7 protein-coding genes are annotated in these 7,172 nt (G+C 66.2%); 6 read left to right on the plus strand and 1 reads right to left on the minus strand.

Going from position 1 to position 7,172, the window contains the following annotated elements:
- Window positions 1-37: 37 nt before the first annotated feature.
- The 5 genes from atpA to ABEU20_RS11635 are packed head-to-tail and all read left to right on the plus strand — an operon-like array spanning window position 38 to window position 5,008.
- Window positions 38-1,681 (plus strand): F0F1 ATP synthase subunit alpha, encoded by a 1,644-nt coding sequence (gene atpA / locus ABEU20_RS11615; RefSeq protein ID WP_420164552.1) that lies wholly within the window; start codon window positions 38-40, stop codon window positions 1,679-1,681.
- 48 nt (window positions 1,682-1,729) lie between these two features.
- Window positions 1,730-2,710 carry a F0F1 ATP synthase subunit gamma gene (locus tag ABEU20_RS11620; protein WP_420164553.1) on the plus strand — a complete coding sequence of 327 codons (981 nt, stop codon included), beginning with the start codon at window positions 1,730-1,732 and terminating at the stop codon, window positions 2,708-2,710.
- A 3-nt stretch (window positions 2,711-2,713) separates the two neighbouring features.
- On the plus strand, window positions 2,714-4,162 hold the full coding sequence (gene atpD / locus ABEU20_RS11625) for a F0F1 ATP synthase subunit beta (protein ID WP_225023291.1): 1,449 nt from the start codon (window positions 2,714-2,716) through the stop codon (window positions 4,160-4,162).
- A 6-nt stretch (window positions 4,163-4,168) separates the two neighbouring features.
- Window positions 4,169-4,537 (plus strand): F0F1 ATP synthase subunit epsilon, encoded by a 369-nt coding sequence (locus tag ABEU20_RS11630; protein WP_420164554.1) that lies wholly within the window; start codon window positions 4,169-4,171, stop codon window positions 4,535-4,537.
- A 48-nt stretch (window positions 4,538-4,585) separates the two neighbouring features.
- The gene (locus ABEU20_RS11635; RefSeq protein ID WP_420164555.1) at window positions 4,586-5,008 is read left to right on the plus strand and encodes a DUF2550 domain-containing protein; all 423 of its coding nucleotides are present in this window, start codon (window positions 4,586-4,588) and stop codon (window positions 5,006-5,008) included.
- 60 nt (window positions 5,009-5,068) lie between these two features.
- Here the strand turns inward: ABEU20_RS11635 and ABEU20_RS11640 are convergent, their stop codons facing one another.
- Window positions 5,069-5,644: a cob(I)yrinic acid a,c-diamide adenosyltransferase gene (locus ABEU20_RS11640; RefSeq protein WP_420164556.1), complete on the minus strand. Its 576-nt coding sequence runs from the start codon at window positions 5,642-5,644 to the stop codon at window positions 5,069-5,071.
- 55 nt (window positions 5,645-5,699) lie between these two features.
- Between ABEU20_RS11640 and murA the strand changes: the two genes are divergently transcribed.
- Window positions 5,700-6,971 (plus strand): UDP-N-acetylglucosamine 1-carboxyvinyltransferase, encoded by a 1,272-nt coding sequence (gene murA / locus ABEU20_RS11645; protein ID WP_420164557.1) that lies wholly within the window; start codon window positions 5,700-5,702, stop codon window positions 6,969-6,971.
- Window positions 6,972-7,172 lie beyond the last annotated feature (201 nt).

Below are 7,172 nucleotides of genomic sequence, written 5' to 3' on the forward strand. Positions count from 1 at the left end.
ATCTTTTCGAAGACCAGATACCGAGAGCAGGAAAAACATGGCGGAGCTGACGATCTCCTCCGACGAGATCCGTAGCGCGATCGAGAACTACACCGCGAGCTACTCACCGGAGGCCTCCCGCGAGGAGGTCGGCGTGGTGTCCGACACCAGCGACGGCATCGCTCACATCACCGGCCTGCCGTCGGCGATGGCCAACGAGCTGCTGGAGTTCCCGGGCGGCGTGCTCGGCGTTGCCCTGAACCTGGACGCCACCGAGATCGGTGCCGTCGTCCTGGGTGACTACGAGCACATCGAAGAGGGCCAGGAAGTCAAGCGGACCGGCGACGTTCTGTCGGTGCCGGTCGGCGACGGCTACCTGGGCCGCGTCGTGGACCCGCTGGGTCGCCCGATCGACGGACTCGGCGACATCGAGACCACCGAGACCCGCGCTCTGGAGCTGCAGGCCGCCACGGTGCTCGAGCGTCAGCCCGTCGAGGAGCCGCTGCAGACCGGTATCAAGGCCATCGACGCCATGACTCCGATCGGTCGCGGTCAGCGTCAGCTCGTCATCGGCGACCGCAAGACCGGCAAGACCGCGGTCTGCGTCGACGCCATCCTGAACCAGAAGGCGAACTGGGCGACCGGCGACCCAAAGCAGCAGGTCCGCTGCATCTACGTCGCCATCGGCCAGAAGGGCTCCACCATCGCCGGCGTGAAGCAGGCGCTCGAGGAGCAGGGCGCGATGGAGTACACCACCATCGTCGCCGCCCCGGCCTCCGACTCGGCCGGCTTCAAGTGGCTCGCCCCGTACACCGGTTCGGCCATCGGCCAGCACTGGATGTACCAGGGCAAGCACGTCCTCATCGTGTTCGACGACCTGACCAAGCAGGCCGAGGCGTACCGCGCCATCTCGCTGCTGCTGCGTCGTCCGCCGGGACGTGAGGCCTACCCGGGTGACGTCTTCTACCTGCACTCGCGTCTGCTGGAGCGTTCGGCCAAGCTGTCCGACGAGCTCGGTGGCGGTTCGCTGACGGCTCTGCCGATCGTCGAGACCAAGGCCAACGACGTCTCGGCGTACATCCCGACCAACGTCATCTCCATCACCGACGGTCAGGTCTTCCTCGAGTCCGACCTGTTCAACAAGGGCATCCGCCCCGCGATCAACGTCGGTATCTCGGTTTCCCGAGTCGGTGGCGCCGCGCAGACCAAGGGCATGAAGAAGGTCTCCGGTTCGCTCCGTCTGGAGCTCGCACAGTTCCGTGAGCTCGAGGCCTTCTCGGCCTTCGCCTCGGACCTGGACGCCGCTTCGAAGGCTCAGCTCGAGCGCGGCCAGCGTCTCGTCGAGCTGCTCAAGCAGGACCAGTACTCGCCGATCGCGGTCGAGGATCAGATCGTCTCGATCTACCTCGCCGGTGAGGGCGTGTTCGACTCGGTGCCCGTCGGCGACGTCCGTCGCTTCGAGGCCGAGCTGCTCGACGACCTGCACCGCAACGCGGGCAGCGTCTACGAGGCCATCAAGGGCGGCAAGGCCCTCGACGACGCTTCGATCGCGACCCTCAAGGCTGCGACCGAGAAGTTCAAGGCCGGCTTCCTCGCCTCCGACGGCAGCCGTGTCGTGAACGAGGCCGAGGCTCAGGCTCTCGACGCTTCCGAGGTCGGCCAGGAGAAGGTCACCGTCAAGCGCACCACTGTCAGCAAGTGAGCGTGGTCCCCATGACACAGCGTCACCCGAAGGGAGAGTGATCGACCGATGGCAAGCATTCGCGAACTGCGTTCTCGCATCAAGGCGACCAACTCGACCAAGAAGATCACCAAGGCGCAGGAACTGATCGCCACGTCGCGCATCACGAAGGCGCAGGCTCGGGTCGCGGCTTCCAAGCCGTACGCGGAGGAGATCACCAAGGTGCTCTCCGAGCTGGCGAGTGCTTCGGCGTCGCTCGATCATCCGCTGCTGAACGAGCGCACCGACCCCAAGCGGGCGGCCGTTCTCGTGGTCACCAGTGACCGCGGTATGTGTGGCGGCTACAACTCCAACGCTCTCAAGGAAGCGGAGGAGCTGTTCCAGCTGCTGCGCTCCGAGGGCAAGGAGCCGGTGATCTACGTGCTCGGCGCCAAGGGCCTCGGCTACTACACCTTCCGCGGCCGTGAGGTCGGGGGATCGTGGACCGGCTTCTCCCAGGAGCCCGGTTACGCGGATGCCGCCAAGGCGAGCCGTCACCTGGTCGAGCTGTTCATGGCCGGTTCCGGTTCCGAGGTCGAGGCCCCGAACGGCGAGGGCACGATCGAGGGCGTCGACGAGCTCCACATCGTCTACACCCGCTTCGTTTCGATGCTCACCCAGAAGCCGGAAGTCCGGCGGATGGCGCCGCTCGAGGTCGACTACACCGACGACCACATCGAGCTGGGCGAGGACATGCTGTCCAACGGCCAGCACGACGGCAAGTCGGGTCCGACCGCGGTCTACAACTTCGAGCCGGAGGCCGGCACGCTGCTGTCGGCGTTGCTGCCGAAGTACGTGAGCACGCGTATCTACTCCGCTCTGCTGGACTCCGCCGCCTCGGAGTCTGCCGCCCGTCGTACCGCCATGAAGGCGGCGACGGATAATGCGAACGAACTGGTGAACACCTTGAGCCGTCAGGCAAACCAGGCTCGCCAGGCCCAGATCACCCAGGAAATCAGCGAGATCGTCGGTGGCGCGAATGCGCTGGCCTCGAGCGCAGGAAGTGACTAGCACATGACCGCAGCAGTAACCCAAACCAACGCGAACGGCGCGGACACCACGTCCGGCCGGGTCGTGCGGGTCATCGGTCCCGTTGTGGACGTTGAGTTCCCGCGCGGCCATGTTCCCGACCTGTTCAACGCCCTGCACTCGGAGGTCACCCTCCCGTCGGTGGCGAAGACGCTGACCCTCGAGGTTGCACAGCACCTGGGCGACAACCTGGTGCGCACCATCTCGATGCAGCCGACCGACGGCCTGGTCCGCGGCGCGGCTGTCGTCGACTCGGGCAAGCCGATCTCGGTCCCCGTCGGTGACGTCGTCAAGGGCCACGTGTTCAACGCCCTCGGTGACTGCCTCGACGCTCCGGGCACCGGTCGCGACGGCGAGCAGTGGGGCATCCATCGCAAGCCCCCGGCCTTCGATCAGCTCGAGGGCAAGACCGAGATCCTCGAGACCGGCATCAAGGTCATCGACCTGCTGACCCCGTACGTCAAGGGCGGCAAGATCGGTCTGTTCGGTGGTGCCGGCGTCGGCAAGACCGTTCTGATCCAGGAGATGATCACCCGTATCGCCCGCGAGTTCTCCGGAACCTCGGTGTTCGCAGGCGTCGGTGAGCGCACCCGTGAGGGCACCGACCTTCACCTCGAGATGGAAGAGATGGGCGTCCTCCAGGACACCGCCCTTGTCTTCGGCCAGATGGACGAGCCGCCGGGAACGCGTATGCGCGTCGCCCTGTCCGCGCTGACCATGGCGGAGTACTTCCGCGATGTCCAGGGCCAGGACGTTCTGCTGTTCATCGACAACATCTTCCGCTTCACGCAGGCCGGTTCCGAGGTCTCGACCCTGCTGGGTCGTATGCCTTCGGCCGTCGGTTACCAGCCCACGCTGGCGGACGAGATGGGTGAGCTCCAGGAGCGCATCACCTCGACCCGTGGCCGCTCGATCACCTCGCTGCAGGCGATCTACGTCCCCGCCGACGACTACACCGACCCGGCGCCGGCCACCACCTTCGCGCACCTCGATGCGACCACCGAGCTCTCGCGTCCGATTTCGCAGATGGGTATCTACCCCGCTGTGGACCCGCTGACGTCGACCTCGCGCATCCTGGAGCCCGGCATCGTCGGTGCCGAGCACTTCCGCGTCGCGAACGAGGTCAAGCGGATCCTGCAGAAGTACAAGGAGCTGCAGGACATCATCGCCATCCTCGGTATGGACGAGCTTCAGGAAGAGGACAAGGTCCTCGTCGGCCGCGCGCGCCGTATCCAGAAGTTCCTCGGCCAGAACTTCATCGTCGCCGAGAAGTTCACCGGCGAGCCCGGCTCGGTCGTGCCGCTGCGCGACACCATCGAGGCGTTCGACCGCGTCTGCAAGGGCGAGTTCGATCACCTGCCCGAGCAGGCGTTCAACAGCTGCGGTGGACTCGACGACGTCGAGGCCGCTGCCAAGAAGATCGCCGGGAAGTAGACCGACATGGCTGAGATGACCGTTGAACTCGTTGCCGTCGAGCAGCGACTCTGGTCGGGATCGGCGACGCTGGTCAGCGCCCAGACGACCGAGGGTGAGATCGGTGTCATGCCCGGTCACGAGCCGGTCCTCGGCCAGCTCGTCGAGGGCGGCGTGGTTGCGATCACGACCGTCGACGGCGAGCGTGTGGTCGCGGCCGTGCACGGCGGTTTCCTTTCGGTGACCGCCACCACGGTGACGATCCTCGCCGAGTCCGCGGACATGGCGCAGGATGTCGACGTCGAGGCGGCCAAGGCCGTCCTGGCGGAGACCACCGAAGACCTCGAGGCGATTGCTGTCGCCAAGGGTCAGCTGCGCGCCGTCGAGCGCGCGTAGTCAGTCCACGACGAGCCGCGACGGAGCCGACGAGTAGTGACGATCGGAATGGTTGTTCTCATCATTCTGGTTGTGCTGCTCGCGGCCTTCGTCGCGGCTTTCGTGTATCGCCTCACCGTTCTGCGGCGGGGTGGTACCGCGGCGATCCTGCGGGTGACGCCGGCGCCGGGTGGTAGCGGCTGGCGGCACGGTGTCGTCCGGTACGGCGAGAGTTCGCTCGTGTTCTTCAAGCTGTCGAGTCTGCGGCCGGGGCCGGATTCCCGATTGAGCAGGCAGGGGATCGAAGTCGGTTCGCGGCGCGGTCCGGTCGGCAACGAATACGACATCATGACCGACGAGATCGTGATTCTCGAGATCTCCGACGGTGACGACACATACGAGATCGCCCTGGACCGGGGAGCGCTGACCGCGTTCCTGTCGTGGGTGGAGTCGAGGCCCTCGGGGCGTTCGATGCGAGGTCGTCCCGCCTGACGGGCGGTGGCGAAATGAAAAGGGAGGCCTCTCGGCCTCCCTTTTGCGTTCCTGCGGGGGTCACCCCCGGCCGGCGCCGGGCTTCCACAGGACGTCCCCACCCGGGTTGGCGAGGCGGCTGACGATGAACAGTAGATCCGACAGGCGGTTGAGGTACTTCGCCGGAAGTGCGCTCGTGTCCTCGGGGCTGGCGTCGACCGCCGCCCACGCGGACCGTTCCGCGCGCCGGGCGATGGTTCGCGACGAGTGGAGCAATGCCCCGAGCGGAGTGCCGCCGGGCAGAATGAACGAATGCAGCGGTTCGAGCCGCTCGTTGAACTCGTCGCACCAGCCCTCGAGGCGCTCGATGTACGCCTCGGTCACCCGGAGCGGGGGGTACTTGGGGTCCGCGACGATGGGAGTCGAGAGATCCGCGCCGGCGTCGAACAGGTCGTTCTGGATCTGGCGAAGCACATCGACGATCTCCTCGGGGGGAGTGCCGAGCGCGAGCGCGACTCCGATGCTCGCGTTCGTTTCGTCGCAGTCCGCGTACGCGATGAGGCGGGGATCATTCTTCGACACGCGGGAGAAATCGCTCAACCCGGTGGTGCCGTCGTCGCCGGTCCGGGTGTAGATCCGCGTCAAGTGAACAGCCATGGGGCAACGGTACCGCTCAGCAGGTCCGGTGTTCTCCTGGCTAGGCTGTCCGACTGTGAGTGAACGCTTTCTTGTCGCTGGTGGAAACCGACTCGTCGGTGAGGTGCCGGTGGGCGGTGCGAAGAACAGCGTCCTGAAACTGATGGCTGCGGCTCTTCTCGCGGAGGGCACGACCGTCATCGAGAACTGTCCCGACATCCTCGACGTGCCGTTGATGGCCGAGGTGCTGCGGGGTCTCGGTTGTGAGGTGTCCCTGGAAGCGGATGTCGCGACGATCACGACGCCCGCGCAGCCCAAGTACCACGCGGATTTCGCGGCGGTCCGCCAGTTCCGCGCCTCGGTGTGTGTTCTCGGTCCGCTCGTCGCCCGGTGCCGTAAGGCTGTCGTCGCGCTGCCCGGTGGGGACGCCATCGGCTCTCGACCGCTGGACATGCACCAGTCGGGACTTCGACTGCTGGGCGCGCACAGCGAGATCGAGCACGGATGCGTCGTCGCCGAGGCCGACGACCTGCACGGCGCCAACATCCGGCTGGCGTTTCCCTCTGTGGGCGCGACCGAGAACATCCTCATGGCCGCGGTCCTGGCCAGGGGAGAGACGGTCATCGACAATGCGGCGCGCGAGCCCGAGATCGTGGATCTGTGCAACATGCTGAACCGCATGGGCGCAAAGATCGCCGGCGCCGGGTCGACGACACTGACCATCCGCGGTGTCGACCGGCTCCAGCCGACGTCGCACCGGGTCATCGGGGACCGGATCGTGGCGGCGACCTGGGGCATCGCAGCGGCGATGACGAGGGGCGACGTGCTCGTGCGCGGCGTGAATCCGAAGCATCTGAGCCTGGTGCTCGACAAGTTGCGCGCCGCCGGATCGCAAGTCACGGCCGAGGCCGACGGCTTCCGGGTGGTGCAGAACGGCCGCCCACAGTCCGTCAACTTTGCGACGCTGCCGTACCCGGGGTTTCCGACGGACCTGCAGCCGATGGCGATCGGACTCGCGGCCATCGCGGAGGGCACGTCGATGATCACCGAGAACGTGTTCGAGGCGCGGTTCCGATTCGTCGAGGAGATGATCCGCCTGGGTGCGGATGCGCGCACCGACGGACATCACGCGGTTGTACGTGGCGTGCCGCAGTTGTCGAGCGCCCCGGTGTGGTCTTCCGACATCCGCGCCGGCGCGGGCCTGGTGCTCGCGGGACTCGTTGCGGACGGGGTGACCGAAGTTCACGACGTGTACCACATCGACCGCGGATACCCCCGATTCGTCGAGGACCTGGCCGGGCTGGGCGGCGACATTCGCCGGGTGACAACGGAAGAAACCGCACTCTGACGTCCTGTGTGCGGCATCACAAATGGTCGGTTGGTCGAATTGGTGAATTTTTGACCAGTGCGACCTGCGGAAACAATCGTCTGCAGGTCGCCGACCAGGAGGTTTGACGCTCTCTCAACGCTCGCGTAACTTATTCCAGGTCAGAGCGACACGGACACCGACCCGGACGCGATCTTCACAGGTCAGCGAGGGAAAACGAGG

Origin of the sequence: Rhodococcus parequi (assembly GCF_046042785.1) — a bacterium.
In the GTDB taxonomy this organism is placed as follows: Bacteria; Actinomycetota; Actinomycetes; order Mycobacteriales; family Mycobacteriaceae; genus Prescottella; species Prescottella parequi.

Coding starts and splice junctions, on each gene's coding strand:
- atpA (WP_420164552.1), top strand. CDS start 38: ATGGCGGAGCTGACGATCTCCTCCGACGAGATCCGTAGCGCGATCGAG.
- ABEU20_RS11620 (WP_420164553.1), top strand. CDS start 1,730: ATGGCAAGCATTCGCGAACTGCGTTCTCGCATCAAGGCGACCAACTCG.
- atpD (WP_225023291.1), top strand. CDS start 2,714: ATGACCGCAGCAGTAACCCAAACCAACGCGAACGGCGCGGACACCACG.
- ABEU20_RS11630 (WP_420164554.1), top strand. CDS start 4,169: ATGGCTGAGATGACCGTTGAACTCGTTGCCGTCGAGCAGCGACTCTGG.
- ABEU20_RS11635 (WP_420164555.1), top strand. CDS start 4,586: ATGGTTGTTCTCATCATTCTGGTTGTGCTGCTCGCGGCCTTCGTCGCG.
- ABEU20_RS11640 (WP_420164556.1), bottom strand. CDS start 5,644: ATGGCTGTTCACTTGACGCGGATCTACACCCGGACCGGCGACGACGGC.